Source organism: Saccharibacillus alkalitolerans (assembly GCF_011090185.1).
Taxonomy (GTDB): Bacteria; Bacillota; Bacilli; order Paenibacillales; family Paenibacillaceae; genus Saccharibacillus; species Saccharibacillus alkalitolerans.
This window is the reverse complement of sequence record NZ_JAAFGS010000004.1, coordinates 201,492-221,845: the sequence shown is the minus strand read 5'-3', so window position 1 is coordinate 221,845 and position 20,354 is coordinate 201,492. Positions and strand designations below refer to the sequence as shown.

At 57.8% G+C, this 20,354-nt stretch carries 17 protein-coding genes; 12 read left to right on the top strand and 5 right to left on the bottom strand.

Features of this window, described 5'->3' with window-relative positions; translation table 11 throughout:
* The first annotated feature begins 40 nt into the window (after positions 1 to 40).
* Positions 41 to 1,483 carry a SulP family inorganic anion transporter gene (locus tag GYN08_RS12870; protein ID WP_166274813.1) on the top strand — a complete coding sequence of 481 codons (1,443 nt, stop codon included), beginning with the start codon at positions 41 to 43 and terminating at the stop codon, positions 1,481 to 1,483.
* Positions 1,484 to 1,589: 106 nt separating this feature from the next.
* Positions 1,590 to 3,212, top strand: a complete 1,623-nt coding sequence (locus GYN08_RS12865; RefSeq protein ID WP_166274811.1) for a DEAD/DEAH box helicase — start codon at positions 1,590 to 1,592, stop codon at positions 3,210 to 3,212.
* A gap of 492 nt (positions 3,213 to 3,704) precedes the next feature.
* Here the strand turns inward: GYN08_RS12865 and GYN08_RS12860 are convergent, their stop codons facing one another.
* Complete coding sequence (locus GYN08_RS12860; protein WP_166274809.1) at positions 3,705 to 4,142, bottom strand: MarR family winged helix-turn-helix transcriptional regulator; 438 nt, start codon at positions 4,140 to 4,142, stop codon at positions 3,705 to 3,707.
* Between the two features lie 255 nt (positions 4,143 to 4,397).
* Between GYN08_RS12860 and GYN08_RS12855 the strand changes: the two genes are divergently transcribed.
* The 4 genes from GYN08_RS12855 to GYN08_RS12840 all read left to right on the top strand — a co-directional run bounded on the left by GYN08_RS12855 (position 4,398) and on the right by GYN08_RS12840 (position 8,413).
* Positions 4,398 to 4,640, top strand: a complete 243-nt coding sequence (locus GYN08_RS12855; protein WP_328802939.1) for an aspartyl-phosphate phosphatase Spo0E family protein — start codon at positions 4,398 to 4,400, stop codon at positions 4,638 to 4,640.
* A 393-nt stretch (positions 4,641 to 5,033) separates the two neighbouring features.
* On the top strand, positions 5,034 to 5,465 hold the full coding sequence (locus tag GYN08_RS12850; RefSeq protein ID WP_235946222.1) for an AbrB/MazE/SpoVT family DNA-binding domain-containing protein: 432 nt from the start codon (positions 5,034 to 5,036) through the stop codon (positions 5,463 to 5,465).
* 320 nt (positions 5,466 to 5,785) lie between these two features.
* Positions 5,786 to 6,658 (top strand): ABC transporter ATP-binding protein, encoded by an 873-nt coding sequence (locus GYN08_RS12845; protein WP_166274805.1) that lies wholly within the window; start codon positions 5,786 to 5,788, stop codon positions 6,656 to 6,658.
* Positions 6,659 to 7,018: 360 nt separating this feature from the next.
* Positions 7,019 to 8,413: an FAD-dependent oxidoreductase gene (locus tag GYN08_RS12840; protein WP_166274803.1), complete on the top strand. Its 1,395-nt coding sequence runs from the start codon at positions 7,019 to 7,021 to the stop codon at positions 8,411 to 8,413.
* Between the two features lie 80 nt (positions 8,414 to 8,493).
* Here the strand turns inward: GYN08_RS12840 and GYN08_RS12835 are convergent, their stop codons facing one another.
* On the bottom strand, positions 8,494 to 9,462 hold the full coding sequence (locus GYN08_RS12835) for a phosphotransferase family protein (protein ID WP_166274801.1): 969 nt from the start codon (positions 9,460 to 9,462) through the stop codon (positions 8,494 to 8,496).
* Positions 9,463 to 9,720: 258 nt separating this feature from the next.
* On the opposite strand from GYN08_RS12835, the gene GYN08_RS12830 reads away from it, so the two are divergent.
* Positions 9,721 to 10,554: a formate/nitrite transporter family protein gene (locus GYN08_RS12830; protein ID WP_166274799.1), complete on the top strand. Its 834-nt coding sequence runs from the start codon at positions 9,721 to 9,723 to the stop codon at positions 10,552 to 10,554.
* Between the two features lie 600 nt (positions 10,555 to 11,154).
* Here GYN08_RS12830 and GYN08_RS12825 read toward each other — a convergent pair.
* Both GYN08_RS12825 and GYN08_RS12820 read right to left on the bottom strand, forming a co-directional pair.
* The gene (locus GYN08_RS12825) at positions 11,155 to 11,739 is read right to left on the bottom strand and encodes an LOG family protein (RefSeq protein ID WP_166274797.1); all 585 of its coding nucleotides are present in this window, start codon (positions 11,737 to 11,739) and stop codon (positions 11,155 to 11,157) included.
* Between the two features lie 168 nt (positions 11,740 to 11,907).
* The gene (locus tag GYN08_RS12820) at positions 11,908 to 12,696 is read right to left on the bottom strand and encodes a hypothetical protein (protein WP_166274795.1); all 789 of its coding nucleotides are present in this window, start codon (positions 12,694 to 12,696) and stop codon (positions 11,908 to 11,910) included.
* Between the two features lie 352 nt (positions 12,697 to 13,048).
* Between GYN08_RS12820 and GYN08_RS12815 the strand changes: the two genes are divergently transcribed.
* From GYN08_RS12815 to GYN08_RS12805, 3 genes are all read left to right on the top strand, one after another.
* A complete protein-coding gene (locus GYN08_RS12815) occupies positions 13,049 to 15,169 on the top strand; it encodes a molybdopterin-containing oxidoreductase family protein (protein WP_408015071.1) in 2,121 nt (706 codons plus the stop codon).
* A 97-nt stretch (positions 15,170 to 15,266) separates the two neighbouring features.
* Entirely contained in the window at positions 15,267 to 16,487 is a 1,221-nt protein-coding gene (locus GYN08_RS12810; RefSeq protein ID WP_166274791.1) for an MFS transporter, read from the top strand.
* Positions 16,488 to 16,536: 49 nt separating this feature from the next.
* Positions 16,537 to 17,040: a GNAT family N-acetyltransferase gene (locus GYN08_RS12805; protein ID WP_166274789.1), complete on the top strand. Its 504-nt coding sequence runs from the start codon at positions 16,537 to 16,539 to the stop codon at positions 17,038 to 17,040.
* Positions 17,041 to 17,080: 40 nt separating this feature from the next.
* Here the strand turns inward: GYN08_RS12805 and GYN08_RS12800 are convergent, their stop codons facing one another.
* Positions 17,081 to 17,638 (bottom strand): GNAT family N-acetyltransferase, encoded by a 558-nt coding sequence (locus GYN08_RS12800; protein WP_166274787.1) that lies wholly within the window; start codon positions 17,636 to 17,638, stop codon positions 17,081 to 17,083.
* A 214-nt stretch (positions 17,639 to 17,852) separates the two neighbouring features.
* Between GYN08_RS12800 and GYN08_RS12795 the strand changes: the two genes are divergently transcribed.
* Together GYN08_RS12795 and GYN08_RS12790 are read left to right on the top strand one after the other, a co-directional pair.
* Positions 17,853 to 19,556, top strand: a complete 1,704-nt coding sequence (locus GYN08_RS12795) for a glutamine--tRNA ligase/YqeY domain fusion protein (protein WP_166274785.1) — start codon at positions 17,853 to 17,855, stop codon at positions 19,554 to 19,556.
* 414 nt (positions 19,557 to 19,970) lie between these two features.
* The gene (locus GYN08_RS12790) at positions 19,971 to 20,303 is read left to right on the top strand and encodes a KGG domain-containing protein (protein WP_166274783.1); all 333 of its coding nucleotides are present in this window, start codon (positions 19,971 to 19,973) and stop codon (positions 20,301 to 20,303) included.
* Positions 20,304 to 20,354 lie beyond the last annotated feature (51 nt).

Genomic DNA, 20,354 nt, shown 5'->3' with positions numbered 1-20,354 from the left:
CGGGCCATTTTTTACAAATGTCCATGGAAAGAGGATGGTTATGGAGTTAAGAAAGCAGTGGTTCGGCAACGTGCGCGGCGACATTCTGTCCGGCATCACGGTGGCGCTCGCGCTTATTCCGGAAGCGATCGGATTCTCGATCGTGGCGGGTGTCGATCCGATCGTCGGCCTGCACGCTTCCATCGTCATTGCGATCGTGATCGCGTTCGTCGGCGGACGGGCCGGCATGATCTCGGCGGCGACGGGAGCGATGGCGGTGCTGATGGGAAGTTTGTACCGCGATCACGGGATGGAGTATCTGCTCGCGGCCGGCGTTCTGGCCGGGGTTATTCAGGTGCTGCTCGGCGTACTCGGAATCGGAAGGTTCATTACGTTTATTCCGAAGCCCGTAATGACGGGCTTCGTCAATGCGCTGGCGATCATTATTTTTATGGCCCAGCTGCCGCAGTTTGTCGGCGCGGGTCCGGCCATGTACGCCATCATAGCCGGGACGCTGGCGATCATTTATATTTTGCCTCGCTTCACGAAGGCGGTTCCGGCTCCGCTGGTGGCGATCGTCGTCATGTCGCTGATCGCGGTATGGCTGGGTCTGGATGTGAAGACGGTCGGACAGATGGGAGAGCTCGGCAGTACGCCGCCGTTGTTCCATATTCCGCAGATCGATCTCACATGGAGCATGCTGATGACCATTCTGCCCGTGTCGATCTCGCTGGCGATGGTCGGCCTGCTGGAGTCGCTGCTGACGGCCACGATCGTGGACGATATGACGGAAACGAAAAGCAACAAAAACGTCGAAGCGCGCGGACAAGGCATTGCCAATATCGTGACCGGCTTCTTCGGCGGCATGGCCGGCTGCGCGATGATCGGGCAGTCCGTCATCAACATCAAGTCGGGCGGCCGCGGCCGGCTGTCCACCTTTACGGCGGGCGCGTTCCTGTTGGTCATCCTGCTGCTGCTGGGCGATATCGTCAGTCAAATTCCGTTGGCGGCGCTTGTGGGAGTCATGATCATGGTTTCGATCGGGACCTTCGATTGGAGCTCGTTGACCCGGATCAACAAAATACCGCTGGCCGATACGGTCGTCATGCTGGTCGTGGTGGGCATCGTCGTCGCCACGGACAATCTGTCGATCGGCGTAGGCGTGGGCGTCGTGCTGTGCACGCTGCATTTCGGTTGGAAAATCGCGCGGCTGAAAGTGACTTCGGAAATGAGCGGCGGGGTAAAAGTATACGAGGTTCGCGGGCAGATGTTCTTCGGGACGGCCTCGCATTTCGTGGATTACTTTACGCCGGCAGCCGATCCGGATAAAGTGGTTATCGACTTTTCGCATTCGCATGTATGGGATCATTCGGCCGCTTCGGCGGTATCGAGAGTCAAGTTCGAATATTACAAGCTGGGCAAGCAAGCAGAAATTCGCGGACTGAACGACGAGAGCCGCGTAACGATCGAAAAATCGGGACTTTCCGCGCCTTCGGGCCATTGATTTCGGAAAGGGGGTATCCGTTAACGACGGGTGCCCCTTCTTTTGGAATCCGCGTAAGCGGATGCCAGCATCGCGGAAGCAGTCCCCATACGGAGGAATAATGACTATGACGACATTTAAAGATTTGGGGATCGCTCCCGAGGTGCTGGAACGCTTGCAGGCGCAGGGGATTACCGTGCCGACTCCCGTACAGGAAGCTTCGCTTCCGCTGGCGCTGGAAGGACGCGATCTGATGGTACAGGCGCAGACGGGCACAGGCAAGACGCTGGCCTTCATCCTGCCGATTCTGGAAAAGATCGCGGCGGGACGCCAATGGCACGACGGCGGACGCTCGGAAGGTACAGGGCTGCCGCCTGCTCTGGTAGTGGCGCCGACGCGCGAGCTCGCGCTGCAAATTACGGTCGAGGCGCGCAAGATGGCGGGACCGGACATGCGAATCTTGTCCGTATACGGCGGCCAGGACGTGGAAGCGCAGCTGCACAAGCTGAAAAGCGGCTGCGATCTCGTCATCGGAACGCCGGGCCGGCTGCTCGACCATATCCGCCGCGAGACGCTGAAGCTGAGCCGCGTGAAGACGCTGGTATTGGACGAAGCCGACCAGATGCTCCACATGGGCTTCCTGACGGAAGTGCAGTCGATTATCGAAGCGACGCCGCCGTCGCGCCAAACGATGCTGTTCTCGGCGACGCTGCCCGATACGGTACGGCAGCTGGCTGGCGCTTATACGAGAGACGCCGAACAGATCAGCATCACGCCGGCCGAAAAAGTCCCGGCGCGCAATATTCGCCAGATCGCGCTGGAATGCACGGACCGCAGCAAGTTCGCCGCGCTGAAATTCATTATCGACCGTGAGAACCCTTATCTGGCGGTCGTATTCTGCCGGACGAAGCGCCGCGCTTCCAAACTGAACGAAGATCTTCAGACGGAAGGGTACAACTCCGCCGAGCTGCACGGCGATTTGTCCCAGAACAAGCGCGAACAGGTGATGCGCGCGTTCCGGGAGGCCCGGCTGCAGATTCTGGTCGCGACGGACGTCGCCGCCCGCGGTCTCGACGTCGAGGGCGTCACGCACGTCTTCAATTACGATATCCCGCAGGATACGGACAGCTACATTCACCGGATCGGCCGTACGGGCCGCGCCGGGGACAAAGGTCGGGCGTATACGTTCGTCGCGCAGCGCGATCACGGGACGCTTGATCTGATCGAACAGGCGACGAGACAAAGACCGGAGCGCGTCGTGTATCAGAACGGCGGCATCGTTCGGGTCGCGGACGCGACGCGGCGGCCGGATCAAGGCCGCGAAGCATCCGTCAAAGGCGGCGCGAGACGCGGCGCCGGCGCCGGCCGACCGCAGGAAGGCGGCCGGGGCCGCCGCGGCGAAGGAGCGGGCAGCCGCGAGAGCGCGCGTGGCGAAGGCCCGCGCGGCACTCGGCGCGTAGCCGGCGGCGAAGATCGCGCCGGACGCGACGGCGCGGGGGCGAACCGCCGCGGCGGCAGTTCCCGCGGCACCGGAACGGGCCGCGGCTCGCGCAGCGAGGGCGGCTACGCCGGAAGCGGCCGCGAAGGCCGCAGCGGCGAATCGGGCCGCGGCGGCTACGACCGCGGCGATTCCGGCCGCGGAAGCAAAAGCGGTTCCGGCCGCAGCGAGGGCGGCCGCAGCAACGGCGGCAGCGGGCGGAGCGGCAGCCGCGGCCCCGACCAGGGCGGCGGACGCGGACGCCGCCGCTGAGCCCTTCGCCGACGGGCTCGGCGGGGTAACCGTCTCCCTCATCCCGGAGACGGCCGCTTCTCCGCTCCCGCAAGCCAAAAAGCCCCGGAATAGAATCCGGGGCTCAACGTGTCGAGAAAGTCTAACGTAGCTAGAAGCGAGACGGCGGAGAGAGAAATTCAGTGAAGTACAGGCTTTCGTAGAAAGCCGCTTCGGAAGCATACGCTGATAGTGTTCGCCTTTGAAATCGGGAAAATTCCGCTAAAATTCGATCTCTTTTCCCGACTTCAACACGCGACCTACAGCCTTTCGAAGAAAGGCACTTCGTAAGCATACGCTAACGAATTTCTCTCGGAGCCGGCTTGCTTCTCTCTACTACGTGACTTTTTCGACAGCCTGAGCCCCGGAATAGAATCCGGGGCTTTTTGGCGCGGCAAAACTTCGGTTTGGGAAAGTCTCGGGCGGCAGGTTCCGCGAAACGGGGCTCTCGCGGCATCGCCGCCAAGCGCCGGTCTACGATCCGGGCTCGCTTTTTAAATTGTCGTACATTTTATTCATCAGCCTCCGGAACTGATCGCGTTCCTCCGGCGTAAAGCTGTCGAACGTTACGGCGTCCAGCTCTTCGACCGCGGCGCGCACGCGGCGCGAGATATCCCGGCCGCCCGGAGTCAAACGGACCCGCCAGATCCGCTGATCGGCGGGATCGGAGAAGCGTTCGACAAATCCGGCCTGTTCGAGACGCGAGAGCATGACGGTAAGGGTGGCCGGCTTGATATGCATGCGTTCGGCCAGTTCTTTTTGGTTCAATCCTTCCTGATCGGACAGGATGAAAAATAACGGCGCTTGTCCGGGATGGATGTCGAGCGACTGGTGAGCGACATGCATCCGGCTGTGATGAGCGCGGAGCGTTCGGATAAACAGATGGGTCAATTCGGTGGAATCGGACAGCACACGCATCCTCCTTTTCTTGTGCGGGACGTAGTCAGGCACCGTTAAAGCCGGGGCCTGACGGCAGACGAAGTTCGCCTTCGGCAAGCTCAACCAGATATACCAGAGAAGCGAACGCTCCGTCAAGAAAATCGTCTCCGGCATTTTTCCGCAGGCACTGTAATGACTTCCACAAAAAAGTGTTCTTTTATCTGAATTTAGCAAAAATTGTTTTTTACTATCAGAGCCTATTATAGAAAAGTAAGCACGAGAGAGAAGGTGACCGTATTGGCTTACAATTCTTATCGCAACGAAGAACCGCTGTACACCATGATCGAGCACTTACGGCACGAACTGCTGAAGATCACGGAACATAAAAGTTTTTGTGACCGGGACGTTGTCGAGTTGAGCCAGCGGTTGGACGCTTATATTGTACTCGCACAGCGGCAGAAAGCCGGAGGGCCCCGGATGGAATCCAGAGAGCTGCATCATGCCTCTTCATACGGGTCCGCGGGAGTTTGACTTCTTGCGAGTGATTGACAAACTTAATAATGGCGCTGAAGCAGTACAATGAAATCTCGTGAAAAAACCGTTTTGTCAAAATGAATGGATTCCGGCCCCACCGATCCGTCTTTTGATCAAAGCGGTTTTTTTGTGTTCGAAAACGTTGCGGTTGAGCGTGTTTACAGTTTTCGTTTTTTTATTTTTTTGTTATCTTGATGTAGTTACGCTTTACCGTTACAATAAATTTAGTGTAACAAAAATGATATTTATAGAAAATGAATTTGGTTTTTTAGACATTTTTTGAATAAAAAGTAGAAAAAAGCCTGAAATATGCTATACTGCATATTAAATAAACTTTTTTGCTAAACTCTAACTTAATATAGAGAGGAATTCAAAATGAAGGATACCGGTATGATTCGTAGTTTGGACAGTCTCGGAAGGATCGTGATCCCCAGCGAAATTCGGGGAACGAGAAATATCGAGATCGGCGATTCGTTGGAATTTTTTGTGACGGACGACGGCATGCTTGTCATGCGCAAGTACAAGTCGACCGAATGTGCGTTTTGTCGTACGTTGGACAGCGTGGTTTATTACAAGGATCAGTTCGTGTGCGGCTCTTGCCTGGAGGAACTCAAGCATGCCCCTGCGGTTCCGGTACATCATGCGCCGACGGTCGAGGAGTCCGCTTCCAAGAAGCGGGTACGGGTATCCGACATGCTTCCTCGCCTGGAGCAGGCGCTGATCGATCATCCGGAAGCCAGCCAGAGCGAGATCGCCCAAATGCTCGGCATCAGCCAGAGCCGGGTCAGCCAGCTCAAGAAGCAGCTTAAGTATAAGGCGTAATCTCCTGCCAAACTACCGATCCTATACGTTTTATATATGCTGCGTACGCCTGCCGCGTGCGCTTCCCTCGTGGAAGAGGCCCGAAAGCCCTCCTGGTTTTCGGGTCTTTTTGTTGCGTTCGGAAGAAGAGAAGCGTTTAAATTTAACTTGACATTTGATAATGATTATCAGTATCTTAAACTGTAATGAAGAAAGCATGAAGTTCCGATGATGTATATAACCGTTATCCTATCGCGACGTTCCAATGTTTGGTTTTATCCATACAAGCCGTTAAGCCAAGTGCACGGCCGCAGAATTTTCGGAAGGGAATGATCCGCTCTATGTTCCGCTTAAGCACCTCGCATCTGGATATTGCCTATGAAGACCGCCTGATCGTTAAGGATCTCAATATCGAAATCCCGCAGGGGAAAATTACGGCGCTTGTCGGAGCGAACGGTTCCGGCAAATCGACCATTTTGAAAACGATGGCGCGTCTGATGCGTCCGAAAAACGGCAGCGTACTGCTGGACGGCAAATCGATTCACAAACAATCTACGCGGGAAGTGGCGAAACAGCTGGCGATTCTGCCGCAGACGCCGACCGCTCCGGAAGGCCTTACCGTAACCGAGCTTGTTTCTTACGGCCGTTTTCCGCACCAGAAAGGATTCGGCGCCTTGAAGGCGGAGGACAAGAAGGTCGTAGAGTGGGCGCTGGACGTAACCGGCATGCGCGACTTCCACGACCGCCCTATCGACCAGCTCTCGGGCGGCCAGCGGCAGCGGGCCTGGATCGCGATGGCGCTGGCTCAGGAGACCGACATTCTGTTCCTGGACGAGCCGACCACTTATCTGGACATGGCGCATCAGCTCGAAGTTCTGCAGCTGCTGCACGACCTTAACAAGACCGAGGGACGGACGATCGTCATGGTCGTGCACGACCTCAATCACGCTTCCCGTTTTGCTCAGCACATGATTGCGATCAAGCAGGGGGAGGCGCTCGCTTCCGGCACGCCGCTGGAAGTCATGTGTCCTCTTGTGATGCACGAAGTATTCGGGATCGAGGCCGATATCGTGACCGATCCGCGCACGGGCGTTCCGCTGTGTCTGCCGTATGCGCTGTATGCTTTGTCGGAAGAGCAGCGCAAGCGCGAAGTCGTGCAGAATGCGGCCGCTCAGCAGGTCGGCGAAGACCGGCTGCGGACCGCTTCCCAGTAAAGTTTCCTGTTTCTTCAGACCGCATCCCGGCTTTTCTGCCGACGATGCGGTTTTTTGATATGACAAATTATACATTGAATACCGCGAATGAAGAGAAGAGATCGGTTTCATTGTGTCAAACATGTGAAAAATTACTCAAAGTCATGCTTTTCTCTTGCAATGTGAAATATGTCACAGTATAATAGAATTATCAGGTGAACGAATTCACAACATCGCCTGAAGGAACAGGTGAAAGATTTCACAGTTAGAAGGCCGTATCCCGAAAGTCCCATCTTTTTTATGCGGCATCATGTACCGAAATTCACAACCATCGTATTTACAAGCAGAACCCATAAAATCACTTACTGGAGGAATTCACTTATGAAAATCGCAGTTATCGGTTGTACGCACGCAGGAACCGCCGCTATCGTCCGCACCGCCAAGCTCTATCCGGAAGCCGAAATCACGGTATACGAACGCAACGACAACATTTCCTTCCTCTCGTGCGGCATCGCGCTGTACGTCGGCGGAGTGGTCAAAGACCCGAACGGCCTGTTCTACTCTTCGCCGGAACATCTGACCGCGCTCGGCGTCAAAACGCGGATGCGCCACGAAGTGCTGAACGTTGACGCCGCGGGCAAAAACCTGACGGTACGCAACCTGGAAACGGGCGAAGAATTCGGCGATACGTTCGACAAGTTGATCGTGACGACAGGTTCGTGGCCGATCGTGCCGCAGTTCGAAGGCATCGATCTGGACAACATCATCCTGTCGAAGAACTTCAACCATTCCAATACGATCATCGAAAAAGCGAAAACGGCGAATCGCGTCGTCGTCATCGGTGCCGGCTACATCGGCGTCGAGCTGGTCGAAGCGTTCGAGATGAACGGCAAAGAAGTCACGCTGATCGACGCCGAGAAGCGCATCCTGAGCAAATACCTGGACGCCGAGTTTACGGACCGCATTGAAGAATCGTTGGAAGAGCAGGGCATCAAGCTGGCTCTGAACGAGAAAGTCGTGCGTTTCGAAGGACAGGCCGGCAAAGTGCAAAAGGTCGTCACGACGGCGGGCGAGCACGAAGCGGACCTGGTCATTCTGTGCATCGGTTTCCGCCCGAACACCGAGCTGCTCAAAGGTCAGGTCGACATGCTGCCAAGCGGAGCGATCCTCGTCGACAACTATATGGAAACGAGCGTCAAAGACGTATATGCGGCCGGCGACAGCTGCGCGATCCGTTACAATCCGACGGGTCAAGCCGCGTACATCCCGCTTGCCACGAATGCCGTGCGCATGGGTACGCTGATCGCGCTGAACCTGATGGAGAAGAAGATCGCCTACATGGGAACTCAAGGCACCAGCGGCATCAAGATCTATGAAGACAACATCGCGGCGACCGGCATGACCGAAGCCGCGGCGCTGGAAGCCGGACTCGACGTGGCGACGGCGATGTTCGAAGACAACTACCGTCCGGAGTTCATGCCCGAATTCGAAAAAGCGACATTCAAGATCGTATTCGAAAAAGACAGCCGCCGCATCGTCGGCGCGCAGTTGATGTCCAAAGTGGACCTGACCCAGTCGATCAATACGCTGTCCGTCTGCATCCAGAACAAAATGACCGTCGAAGAACTGGCCTTCGTGGACTTCTTCTTCCAGCCGCACTACAACAAGCCTTGGAACTACCTGAACTCCCTCGGCTTCGCGGCGATGGACGCCCAGCCGCTCGGAGCGCGCGAAGAGAAAGCCGCCCGTTCGGTGCAGCAGAAAACGAACGTTTAATCGGATCGAAAAAGAGCCCGCCTACCGGCGGGCTTTTTTGCGTTCTTCCCAATGTTCGCTTCCGAAAAGAGGTCGCCTGTTCAGCTTCCTTCATACCACACAGGCACGTTCCGCTCGAATCCTTCGAAGTCTTCCCAGATCCGCTCCGACCGCTTCAGCGTATCGCCGATCTCCGGCTCGCCGAAGGGGACCGCCCAGACAATCGCGAACAGGCATTCCATCGCGCAGTAGAGCGCCATTCGCCCGAAGAAATCCGGATCGCGCGGCCCGCTCTCCAGGTAACCGTCGAGCTGGCCGCGCGCGAACGGCAGACTGATCCGGCTGGTGAACGTCTCGAGCCGGTTGAAGTCCCGAATCGGGTCCCCGATGTCGGAACGGTTGAAATCGATGATATTCAATCCGCCGTCCGGTCCCAGAATCATATTGCCGGGATGGTAGTCGCCCTGACGGAATCCGGGTTTCACCCCGTCCAGCAGCGGAAGTCTGGCCTCGATCCGCTTCAGCAGAGCGTCGTCGAAAGGCAGCCGGTATCCGCACCGCGCATACGCGGCTTTCTTGCGCTCGAACTGTCTGCGGACGGAGACGCCGGGCGATTTGGCATCCACCGGAACATTCAAGCCGTGCATGCGGCGCAGCCACTCCCCCGCGCCGCGGCCGAGACGGTAGGCTTCGTCGTCCATCATTCCGGGAAGCAGGCTCTCCGCGTCTTCGCCTTCGATCCAGCTTAGCAGCGAATAGGCGAAGGGGGAAGCGGAGGGATGCTCCGGTTCCCCGCTGCCCGAGCATAAGCCGAATGCGATCGGCCGCGACATGGGGATACCCAGCGAGTAAGCCTGACGAACCCGTTCGAATTCCGCCCGTTTGGCTTCCGCCAGCGAAATGTCCGAGACCCGCAGCAGCAGCGATTCTCCGTCCTTTACGGTAATGCGATATTTTCGGTCCGCGGACCAGCCTTTGTCGATCGGTTCCGAGCTGCTCCAGCCGTCGGAACCGGGAATAGAATCCATCCACGCCGGAATGTCGGTCGGGGCCGAGTGTTTTTCGTTCATGCCGCGTTCACCGCCTTTGTTCATTTCATCTATCGGACACTATACTCGCAAAAATACGGGCTGTATAGGGACGGGAATGCGGGAAAAGCGGGGAAATGCTTATGGACAAGAAAGGGAATCCTTTTTCCGAAAATACGTGAAAATATTCACTTTATCTCCCGTTTTATGAGGAATATCACGTACTGGCTTCTCCTTCTACGCTAAAATGGGGTACGACAAGGGATTATTCAAATTTTAGCTATAAAGGGGACATCCACAATGGCTTACAACAAACCGCCGCAAATCGCGGAAGTCACGGTCGAGAACGGTGTGAAGAAGGCCCATAATCCGCTTTCTTCCGTTCTGATCCTCGGTTTCTTGGCCGGTGCTTTTATCGCGCTCGGCTTCCTGCTGGATATTCGGGTCATCGCCAATACGCCGGCCGAATGGGGCAGCATGGCCAATTTCGTCGGAGCGGCGGTCTTCCCGGTCGGGTTGGTTCTGGTACTGCTGGCCGGCGGCGAACTTCTGACCGGCAACATGATGGCGGTGCCGCTGGCCCGGATGGCTCGACGCATTACGACGGGCGAGATGCTCAAAAACCTCGTGCTGATCACCGTCGCGAACTTCGCCGGGGCCATCTTCGTCGCCTACTTTTTCGGACATATCGTCGGCCTGACGGCATCGGGGCCGTATCTGGACAAGCTGGTCGACATGGCCGGTCACAAGATCGACAGCACGTTCCTGCAGTCGTTCATTTCCGGTATCGGCTGCAACTGGCTCGTGGCGCTGGCGGTATGGCTCAGCTACGGAGCGGACAACATGAGCGGCAAAATTCTCGGCATCTGGTTCCCGACCATGGCTTTCGTGGCGATCGGCTTCCAGCACGTCGTGGCCAATATGTTCCTGATTCCGGCCGCCATCTTCGAAGGGCACTTCACCTGGGGCCAATATTTCGGCAACTTTGTGCCTGTCTGGCTGGGCAATCTGACCGGTGGGGCGATCTTCGTCGCCGCCGCTTACTGGATGACTTATCTGCGCAAGGCCGAGCCGATAGCGGCACCGGCCGGACAAAGCGGTTACGGCGCGCAGGAACTGAAGAAGCACGCTTGAGCCTTTCTGCTCTCCGACTTCCGATTCGCGCGGAGCTTCCTTCCGGATTGCCGCGCCCTTCGGCAGCAGAACCCGTTTTCCGCCGTTCTTCCGGCGGAGGCGGGTTTTTTGGCGTCCAAGTCCGCCGGAAACGCGGCTAACGCGGAAAAGGCGAAACCGATCCGCCGCATTCTACCCTTTTTCCGCGGGCAGTCCTCTATTATGCTGCTTGTATCGGAAGCGCAAACCTGGACACTCTGTTGTCTCCGTTCAGCGTCTATACTAACGGCAAAAACAAACATGTGTTCGGGACCCTGCAAGCAAGGCGCCGGACCGGGCATATAAAAGGAGGAGAACGACATACATCCTTATTTGATGGAAAAGCGGATGGAAGAAGAAAGGCTGCGTATGGGGGGAATCGACCGGACGCATTGGAAAAACGAGCAGTTGAAGCGCGAACGCGGCCGGTGGAGAAAAGGAGGTTCGGAAAGGGGAAGAACGAGGTAAGCGGCGGAATCTTCCGAAAAGGGAAAAGGCTCCGCCCAAGAGCGGAGCCTTTTCTGCGCCGTTTTGCGGACGAGGAGCGTCCTTGTATCCGAATCCGGCCGTCGTTTCTTCCATTCAGGTTCGTTCTTCGGTCAAAATCTGCGGAACTTCCGGCACCCGGTAACTTTCCAGCAGATCAAGCAGTTCGCCGGGTTCTTCCGCATTCAGCATCATGTCGCGATGCTTCGGCGTCACGAAGCCTTCGCCGGTCATCCGGTCGAACAAGGCGATCAGCGGATCGTAGTAGCCGGCCGCGTTCAGGACGCCGATCGGCTTCGTATGCAGGCCGAGCTGCGCCCAGGTGAAGATCTCGAAATATTCTTCCATCGTGCCCGAACCGCCGGGCAGCGTCACGAAGCCTTCGGCCAGCTCCGCCATTTTGGCTTTGCGTTCGTGCATCGACTCGACCATGATCAGTTCGGTCAACCCGGGATGAGCGATCTCGCGGACCTGCATGAAGTGCGGCAGCACGCCGATCGCTTCTCCTCCGTGCTCCAGCACGGCATTGGCGACGGCGCCCATCAGCCCTACGCGCGAGCCGCCGTACACGAGAGTGATGCCCCGCTTCGCCATCTCGCGGCCGAGCGCGCGTGCGCTCTCCATATAGGCAGGGGAAGCTCCCTCTCTCGAACCGCAGAATACCGCAATGCTTTTTGGCATGAGTGAAGTCTCCTTTTCGTTGAGTCGTGAGCGTAAATGACGGCGTTAGGCCCAATATAGCACAGCCCCGGGGAGGGCAACAGTCCGAACGTCAGGTAAAAAGAATGCAAAATCCGAACCGATACGTTCATGCGATTCCGCGACCGTTCCGTCCGACTCCGTTCGACGCTAGAACTGCCACGTATAAAGCGCCTTGCCCTTCTCGTCGAGACCTTCGATATATCGTACGTCCCGGTCGTGTTCTCCGGGAATCAGGTAAGTCGCTTGATCTTCCGCGATAGGAATCTTTCGGACGCCGTCTTCGAAATGCATGACGATCTCGCGGATGCGCTCGTCGCTTACGGTGCCGCCGGTCCAATCCAGGGAATCGTCTCCGTCCCCGCCGAAGCCCATGGAGCCGTTGGCGGGCACGAAGGGCAGCATTTTTCCTTCGTCGGTCATTTCCGGAGAGAATTCGAGGTGTCGGTGCACATAGGAGTTTCCTACGTTTTTCGCCAATACCAGGCCCATATAACGTTCGCCTTTATATACATAAGGAAACGAAGCCAGCGTCTGCTTGCCGTTCGTAATCTCGGCATCGATATGCACGTCTTCAACCTTATGCTTGTATTCGTAAGCCGCGTCTTCCTTCACGATGGCCTCGAGCGACTTGCCGGTTATCGTCTTGGCGCGAACCAGGATGCTCGTATTGCCGCCTAAACTCACTTCGTCGGGATCGCCGGTCGACTTCGCTTCCGGCGCGTCTGTCCAGGCTTGGCGAAGCTGGGTCTCCTCGCCCTTTTTCCATGTGAATCCGAGCGCTCCCGAAGCGTAACCGACGCTGGGACGCTGTTGATCGGGATATCGCTCTACCCGGACAACCCGGTCGAGGATGATGCCGTTCGCCCATTCGGTCGGCGAACAGGCGGGAAGCGCGAGCAGGCACGCCAAAGCGGGAATCCATAACTTTTTTCGCATCAAGGGTTCTCCTCCTTAAAGTCGGACATCTGAAAATCGCTTCCTGCTTATGTAGAATGAACGCTCGAAGAAGCGGAAAAGTTGAACAAAACAAATTCGCCTTCACAAGTCCGGGGGAAGGATCTTGTGAAGGCGAATTTCGGGAGTGGTCCATGATATGGCAGCAGGAACAGTTCATGAAGGGGACATCACTTACTGCCTATTTGCCAATGCTTTTTAATACCCGCGGCCCCTCCCGATTGAAACACTGTACAAACAACTTCGAAAAAATATTTTGCGGAGAAATTGTGCTACAATGAAGGCCTGGAAGAAATCACGAACGAACGCGAGAAAGGAGCCGTCCGTCATGGAGATGACCGAACGGCCGAGCGGCGTGTTTCCGGCGGTCTGCCCGCTCGACTGCCCCGACACCTGCGGCCTGCTGCTGCACAAGGAAAACGGCAAAATCGTCAAGGTTACCGGCAATCCCGATCAGCCCGCGACGCGCGGCGCGATCTGCAATAAAGTTCGGCATATGGCCGACAGGGTTCATCACCCGGAGCGTCTGCTCTATCCGATGAGACGTTCCGGCCCGAAGGGTTCGGGGCAGTTTGTGCGCATCTCCTGGGATGAAGCGGTTTCGGAAATCGCCGAGAAATTCCGCGGACTGTCCGCGGAGCACGGACCCGAATCGATTCTGCCTTACAGTTTTTACGGCAACATGGGCGTGCTGAACGCCGAAGGCATGGACCGGCGATTTTTCGGCCGGCTCGGCGCGTCGAAGCTGGCTTACACGATCTGCAACTCCGCCGGCAACGCCGGCTGGAAATATACGATGGGTTTCGGCGGAGGCTCGAGCCCCGAAGATACGCTGAACGCGAAGCTGTTCATCGTCTGGGGCGGGAATATCGTCAGCACCAGCATGCACCAGGCGGTGTTGATGGAGCAGGCGCGCAAGAACGGAGCGAAAGTCGTCGTGATCGACGTGCACAAAAATATGACCGGACGCCGCGCGGACTGGTTCATACCGCTGCATCCGGGCACGGATACGGCATTGGCGCTCGGCGTGATGCACGTGCTGTTCGACCGGGGACTGACGGACGAAGACTTCCTGCGGCGGAACGCGATCGGTACGGAAGAGCTGCGCGAGCACGTCAAAGCTTATACGCCGGAGCGGACAGCCCGCATTACGGGCGTGCCGGCAGGCGACATCGTGCGGTTGGCTCTCATGTACGGCGAGACTTCTCCGAGCCATATCCATATCGGCAACGGCCTGCAGCATCATGATAACGGAGGCATGGCCGTCCGTACGGTGTGCTGCCTGCCTGCGCTGACCGGCCAATGGGCCCGGGGCGGCGGGGCGTTCAAGTCCAACGGCGCCTACGCGTCGCTGAACGACGAAGCGCTGCAGCGGCCGGATCTGCGTCCGAATCCGGGCGCGCGGACGATCAACATGAACAAGCTGGCCGACGCGCTGCTGACGCTTACGCCGAGGATTCGCGGGCTGTTCGTTTTCGGCAGCAATCCGGCCGTGGTCGCGCCCGAAGCGGACCGCGTGCGCGAGGGGCTGATGCGCGAAGATCTGTTCACGGTCGTGCACGAGCTGTTCCTGACCGACACGGCCAAATATGCCGATATCGTGCTGCCGGCGACGTCGAGCTTCGAAAATACCGATCTTTACACGTCGTACTGGCACCATTACGTCCAGCTTCAAGAGCCGGTTATCGGAGCCGTCGGCGAGAGCAAAAGCAACTTCGAGACCTTCAAGCTGCTGGCCGAAGCGATGGGCTTCGGGGAAGAAGCGTTTCGCGAGGACGAGGAAAGCGTCATCCGCGCCGCGCTGAACAACCCGGATAACCCGTATCTGAACGGCGTTACGTTCGAGAAGCTGCGGGAAGAACGGTTCGTGCCGCTCGATATGACTCCGAAAAAGGAGTATTTGAACCGGCTGTCGACGCCGTCGGGCAAAATCGAACTGTATTCGGAGCGGCTGAAGTCGCTCGGCCTGCCGCCGCTGCCGACTTACCTGCCGCTGGAAGAAGGTTTCGACGGAGAGAACCGCGGCGTGCGGAACTCCGCGTATCCGCTCATGTTCGTCAGTCCGCCGAACCACAATTTCCTGAACTCCACCTTCGCGAACGTGGAGAAGCATCAATCGTTGGAGAAGGAACCGCTGCTGCAGATTCATCCGCAGGATGCGGAGGCCAGAGGCATTGCGGACGGCGAGCGCGTCGAAGCTTATAACGATCGCGGCGTCTGCGCGCTCAAGGCGTCCGTAACCGATTTGATGCTGCCCGGAACGGTCGTGAGCCAGGGGCTGTGGTGGAACGCTCCGGAGGGACGCGAAGGAGAACGCGAAGCGCCGGCGGGAAGAGGCGGCCGCCGGTTGGCCAACGCTCTGACGTCGTCGAGGATCGCCGACATGGGCGGCGGTGCGACGTTTTTCTCCACGACGGTCGAAGTGCGGCCGGCAGATGCCTCTTCTTCGGCTTGAGGCTTAAGCCCGAGAGGCGGCAAAGACGGAACAATAGGCGGTAACGATGGAGCGGGCAAGGCCATCGGAGGCACTTTAGAGAGGAACATCGATTTTCATGAACTGGCTTCGACGATATCCCAAAGAAATTCAGGCCCTTTTGCTGGCCAGTTTGATCAATTCCACCGGCAGCGCGCTGATGTGGCCGCTGACGACGATGTACGTCTTCGGCGAGCTCGGACGCAGCATGCAGGACGCCGGCCTGGTCATCCTGCTGCAGTCGCTCGGCGGCATCGCCGGACAGCTGGTCGGCGGGGCGATGTACCACCGGATCGGCGTCAAAAAGCTGCTGGTCGGCTCGCTGCTGGTCAACGCGCTGTCGCTGTTCGCGCTGCCGGTCGTAAGCTCGCACTGGCACGTTTACATGCTGACGATGCTGATCGTCGGCTTCAGCAACGCGATGACGCTGCCGGCGATTCAGGCGTTCGTCGGCTTCCGCTTCGCCTCGAGGCGGGGCGAGATCTTCAATACCATCTATGTCGGCAACAACATCGGGGTGGCGCTGGGCACGGCGCTCAGCGGTCCGCTGGCGGACATTTCGTTTCCGCTGACCTTCGTGCTCAACGGCGTCACCTGTCTGCTGTTCGCCGTGTACTTTTTCGTGTATCTGAACCGGGTCGGCCGGGAAGGCGGCCTGCATGTCGAAGCGAAAACGACGAAGCGCAGCCAGGGCGCGCTGCCGCTGCTCATGAATACGCGCGTTTACCTGTATATGGGCCTGGGGGCGCTGTTTCTGTGGCTCGGCAACTGCATCTGGAACGGCGGCGTGTCGCCGTCCATTCTGTCCGACGGCAAGCCGGCTTCGTATTACAGCATCCTATGGACGATGAACGGCGTGCTGATCTTCGCGCTGCAGCCGCTGATCGCCTGGATGAAGCGTTCGTTCGCTTCGCTGCCGGAGACGCAGATGACGGCGGGCAGCCTGTTTTATCTGGCGGGCTATGCCGTTATCCTGTTCCTGCCGCATTATTGGGCGATGGTGCTCGCCATGTTTCTGGCGACGATCGGAGAAATGCTGTTCCAGCCGGCGATGCCGGCGTTCATCTCCGAACGGACGCATGCCGACGCCCCGTTCTACCTCGGCGTATCGGGCGGCATCGGTCAGGCGGGCCGGGTAATCGGACCTTACATTATGGGGATTTTGTACGACCGCGGAGGGCTTGAACCGGTAGCATGGCTCGCCGTGGGGGCGGCCGTGCTGTCGTGCGGATTTTTCGTTCTGAACCATAGGCTGCAGCGTTCCGGCTCCGCCGGGGGAGAGCGGCTGCGGGAAGCGTGAACAAGGTCCGCCGCGCGGAGCGGCGGACCGATATCGAGGAGGAGCGGGGATGAAGCGGATGAGCGAGAGCGAAATTACGATTCGGGAATCGCAGGTCAAGGACGCCAAGCCGCTGATGCGGATCGACAAGCTGGTCTGGAATTCGCGCAACTCGCCGCAGATTCCGGTGTGGAAGTCGCGCACGCATTATCTGCGCAACTGCCCGCCGGACAATCAGCTGGTCGCCGAACGATACGGCGAGGTCGTCGGATGCGTCGGCTGGCGCCCGCCGACGATGATGTTCAGCAACGCGCATGTAGCGGAGCTGTATATCGCCGTCCACCCGGCTTATCAAGGGCTCGGCATCGGACGCAAGATGATGGACGCGGCCAAGCTGCATACGATGAAGCGCGGCATCAAGAAGCTGAGGCTCCGGGTGTTGTCGACCAACGAAGACGCGATCCGCTTCTACATGCGCTGCGGCTTCAAGATCGAAGGCCGTCTGGAGCGGGAATACCAGATCGACGGCCGTTTCGTCGACGACGTGCTGATGGGCTGCTGGCTGCTCCCTTGATCCGGCAGCTTGTTCGGCTGCGCATGTCCGCCCGTTTTCCTTAAAAAAGCGGCCTTTTCGCGCTCCATTCTTCGGCCAGCATCCCGTATACCGCGTGGTCGGCGTAGCCGTCCTCGAGCTTCTCGGCCTGCCGCAGCATGCCTTCGAGCAGAAAGCCGAGGCGCTCCGGAACGGCCCGGCTGCGGCGGTTGGAGGTGGCGCAGCGGATCTCGATCCGGTTGAGGTCCAATTCGACGAAGGCATAGTCGATAAAAGCGCGCGCGGCGAGCGAGATCAGGCCGCGGCCTTCGAAGGAAGCGCCGAGCCAGTACCCGATCTGGGCGGAACGGCTGCTCCAGTTGATCTCGTGGAAACCGATGACGCCGGCCAGGCGATCGTATTCCCATAAGCCGGCCGTGATCGCGTCGTTGTCGGCATACAGCCGTGCGGCGTTCGCGATGAATTCTTCGGCTTCGGCGACGCCCTGCATCTGCTGCGTCCAGGGCATCCAGGGACGCAGCGTGTGCCGGGAGCTTTCGATCAATTCGAACAGCTCCCGCGCGTGGCCGCTTCGCAGCGGCTTCAACATGACAGACTCTTTCAACGGCAAACCGAACATGCGCCCAGGTCTCCTTTTCGGCGGATTATGCTCCTATGCTACCTTATCGCGCAAAACGCGTCAAAGCGCGGAGCCGCGCCGAAGCGGGGGAGACGGGCGTTTTTATTGAACGGTCGGGCCGGTTTGCGTTATATTTAAGTGCAGAAGCCTTGCAGGCGAACGATCCTGCGGAAAAAGGATACAGAAATCTGGGAATAACGAAAGGTTGATATCCGTGGAGAACGCCAAGACCCCACCGAATTTTATTAAAAGCATCATAGAAGAAGACCTGAAAAGCGGCAAAGTGAAAGAGGTCGTGACCCGCTTCCCGCCGGAACCGAACGGTTACATGCATATCGGCCACGTCCGCGCGATCTTTATCGACTTCGCGCTGGCCGACGAATTCGGCGGACGCACCAACCTGCGCTTCGACGACACGAACCCGGTGAAAGAAGACGTGGAGTACGTCAATTCGATCAAGGAAGACATCAAATGGCTGGGCTTCGAATGGGACAACCAGTACTATGCATCGGATTATTTCGACGAGATGTACGAGCGCGCCGTGCTGCTGATCAAAAAAGGTCTCGCTTACGTCGACGATCAGTCGGCCGACGAGATTCGCGAGAACCGCGGCACGCTGACCGAACCCGGCAAAAACAGCCCGTTCCGCGACCGGTCGGTCGAAGAGAATCTGGACTTGTTCACGCGCATGAGAAACGGCGAATTCGGCAACGGGGAGCGCGTGCTGCGGGCGAAGATCGACATGGCGTCGCCGAACATCAACTTGCGCGATCCGGTCATTTACCGCATCTCGCACGCGACGCACCATAACACGGGCGACAAATGGTGCATCTACCCGATGTATACGTTCGCGCATCCGCTCGAAGACGCCATCGAAGGCGTGACGCATTCCCTCTGCTCGCTGGAGTTCGAGGATCAGCGTCCGTTCTACGATTGGGTCGTTCGCGAATGCGAAATGGAAGGCCAGCCGCATCAATACGAGTTCGGCCGCCTGAACGTCAGCACCATGGTGACGAGCAAGCGCAAGCTGCGCAAGCTGGTCGAAGAGAACCTGGTCGACGGCTGGGACGATCCGCGCATGCCGACGGTCTCGGGAATGCGCCGCCGGGGCTACACGCCGGAAGCGATCAAAGCGTTCATTTACGAGACGGGCATCTCGCGCAGCCAGGGTCTCGTCGACATCCAGACGCTGGAGCACTTCGTCCGCGAGGACCTGAAGCTCAAAGCGCCGCGCACGATGGCGATTCTGCGCCCGCTCAAAGTGGTCATCACGAACTATCCGGAAGGCGAAAGCGAACTGCTGCCGGCGGAAAACAACACGGAGAACGAAGAAATGGGCATCCGCCAAATTCCGTTCTCCCGCGAGATCTACATCGAGCAGGACGACTTCATGGAAGAACCGCCGAGCAAGTACTTCCGCCTGTTCCCGGGCAACGAAGTGCGTCTGAAGCATGCTTATTTCATTAAATGCCATGACTTCATCAAGGACGAAAACGGCGAAGTGGTAGAGATCCACTGCACGTACGATCCGGCGACGAAGAGCGGCAGCGACTTCAACGCGCGCAAAGTCAAAGGCACGATCCACTGGGTGGACGCTTCCGCGGCCGTTCCGGCCGAATTCCGCCTGTACGAGCCGCTGCTCGGGGAAGACGAAGAATCGGAAGAGCTGGCGGCGGACGAGACGGAAGACGTATCCGCGAACGAAGTGGACGATTTCTTGAAAAAGGTCAACAAAAACTCGCTGGAGATTCTGCAGGGCTTCGTGGAGCCTCAGCTGAAGGACGCGCAGCCTCAGGACAAATTCCAGTTCTTCCGCCACGGCTACTTTAACGTCGATCCGAAGCTGTCCGAGCCTGGCAAGCCGGTCTTCGGACAGATCGTCTCGATGAAGAGCTCGTTCAAGCTGCCGAAAAAATAAATAATCCGGAATTCGCATCCGGTTCGCACCGCCGAAAGCCGCTTCGTTCGAAGCGGCTTTTTGGTGCTCCTTTTCCTGCAAACAGGGGCTTTTTACGTGGTTCAGGCAGAGACTTACGGAAAGGAAAGCCGCGTTCCGAAGAGAAAGAAGGGGAGGTTTTTTTAGTGTTTAAAAGCAAAACGAAAGGTTAAAGTAAAGCATGGGCGGCTGTGAAGCTGACACGGCATGACGGTCATTCGCCCAAAACTTCCCGGACTTTCGGCATTGTTTCCGGATGTCCGAGCAGTCTTTTTTACCGGGTCGATAAATGGTTCTAAATTACTTTTTATGAAGTGTTTAACTGTTTGCGGGAAGGGTAAATTAAGGCTGTGGCTCACAAGATTTCCCCAAAATTTAATCAAGGAGTGATTGAACATGGCACAGAACGACAACAACGGCAAGATGTCCCGCGAAGAAGCTGGGCGCATGGGTGGCGAAGCTACCGCGAAAAATCACGACAAAGAATTTTATCAGGAAATCGGCCAAAAAGGCGGCGAAGCGACGAAGAACTCCCAAGATTCCGACTTCTATCAGGAAATCGGCAAAAAGGGCGGCGAAGCCACTTCCGAATCTCACGGCAAAGAGTTCTATCAGGAAATCGGCAGCGAAGGCGGCAAAGCGCGCGGCAATTCGAGCGACGACAACGATGGCAAGATGAGCCGCGAAGAAGCGGGACGCAAAGGCGGCCAGGCTCGCAAAAACGACTAACCTTTTGTTCCGTCCGCTTCCCGCGGCAGCCCGGCGAGAGCCGAAAGGTCG